Consider the following 1,782-nt stretch of genomic DNA (forward strand, 5'->3'; position numbering starts at 1 on the left):
CGTAGTTTGTGCTCACGGTCAGATGACAGAAAATGAATTGGAAACGGTGATGATCGGCTTTTTAGCGGGTGAATTTGATGTTCTTGTTAGTACCACCATCATTGAAACCGGTGTGGACATACCGAATGTAAATACCTTGATCGTTTATGATGCGGATCGAATGGGGCTTTCTCAGCTTTATCAACTCCGCGGACGCGTCGGTCGTTCAAATCGTGTCGCCTATGCCTATTTCACTTATCGAAAAGATAAAGTCTTAACGGAGGTCGCAGAAAAGCGTCTTCAAGCTATTAAGGAATTTACCGAATTAGGTTCTGGTTTTAAAATTGCCATGCGTGATTTATCGATCAGGGGAGCGGGTAATTTACTAGGTGCCCAACAGCATGGCTTTATTGACTCTGTTGGTTTTGACCTTTATTCACAGATGTTAAAAGAGGCGATTGAAGAGCGAAAAGTAACGATTGGCGTGGCTGGAACAGCCGCAAAAAAATCAGTGGAAATTGATCTTGAAATTGATGCTTATATTCCTGATACATATATTAAGGATGGGCATCAAAAGATAGAGATGTATAAACGGTTCAGGGGTGCTGAGTCCCTCGATGATATTGAGGAACTTGAATCGGAAATGCTCGACCGTTTTGGTGAATATCCAGAAGAGGTTGCCTCTTTATTTCAGATAGCTGAAATGAAAGTTTATGCTCTACTTAATGGTGTGGAACAAATTAAACAGACGAAACAAGAAGTAACCATTTTAATAAATGAAGAGGTGACCAACACCATTGATGGAAGTAAGATTTTTCAAATTGGCAGTCAGTTTGGCCGAAATGTTACTCCTGGAATGGAAGGGCCTCGACTTAAAATTGTCATTAAGATCAAGGATTATCCTGTGTCACAATGGTTGAACATTGCCTTTGAGATGGTTAAGGGCGTGTCCAAAGCCAAAAAGGGCCATGAAAATCCCGTAAATTAAGGGGAATTGGCCAACACAAGGCTAAATTACTCAAATTAATCGTTTGACTGAATTATTTCAGAGAAATGAAGCTTTATCCAATTTGGGATAATTCTAAGATATTTGAAAAAATATTACGTTTATGTATATAACTTTCCAGATGAAAGATACTAAGTTCAAAGTTGGTGATGAATACAATTTCAGGAAAGAGAATCATTACCAAGTTGAATAATCATCAGATGAAAGTGAGGCAACATTGGATGAAAGCAACTGGAATAGTTCGTCGAATCGATGATTTGGGTCGTGTTGTCATTCCCAAAGAAATACGTAGAACTTTGCGTATCCGTGAAGGGGATCCGTTAGAGATCTTTGTTGATCGAGACGGAGAAGTCATCTTGAAAAAATATTCACCTATTAGTGAGTTGGGTGATTTTGCCAAAGAATATGCTGAAGCACTTTTTGATAGCCTTGGAAACCCTGTGTTAATTTGTGATAGAGATTCTGTCATCGCAATGGCTGGTGGTTCTAAGAAGGAATACTTAAATAAAAATATTAGTGATGTTATTGAAAAAACGATGGAAGAACGAAATTCAGTCCTGAACACGCAAAAAGGTGACATTGCCTTAGTGGATGGAAATGAGGAAGCGGTAACTTCCTATACCATTGGACCGATTATTGCAAATGGTGACCCAATCGGAGCAGTTATTATTTTTTCTAAAGAAGGAACTCTTGGCGAAGTGGAACAAAAGGCGGTTGAAACCGCAGCAGGTTTCCTCGCTCGACAAATGGAATCATAAAAAAGGCAGCGACAGCTGTCTTTTTTATTTGGCTCTGTT

General features: G+C 39.3%; 2 protein-coding genes. Both read left to right on the forward strand.

The features are described from left to right. On the forward strand, nt 1-967 hold a 967-nt coding region (locus tag V7659_RS04940), incomplete at its 5' end, for a TRCF domain-containing protein (protein WP_335538518.1). A gap of 239 nt (nt 968-1,206) precedes the next feature. Then, complete coding sequence (gene spoVT, locus V7659_RS04945; RefSeq protein ID WP_335538519.1) at nt 1,207-1,743, forward strand: stage V sporulation protein T; 537 nt, start codon at nt 1,207-1,209, stop codon at nt 1,741-1,743. Nucleotides 1,744-1,782: the final 39 nt, after the last annotated feature.

This window comes from Neobacillus drentensis, from assembly GCF_036966985.1.
Taxonomy (GTDB): domain Bacteria; phylum Bacillota; class Bacilli; order Bacillales; family Cytobacillaceae; genus Neobacillus; species Neobacillus drentensis_E.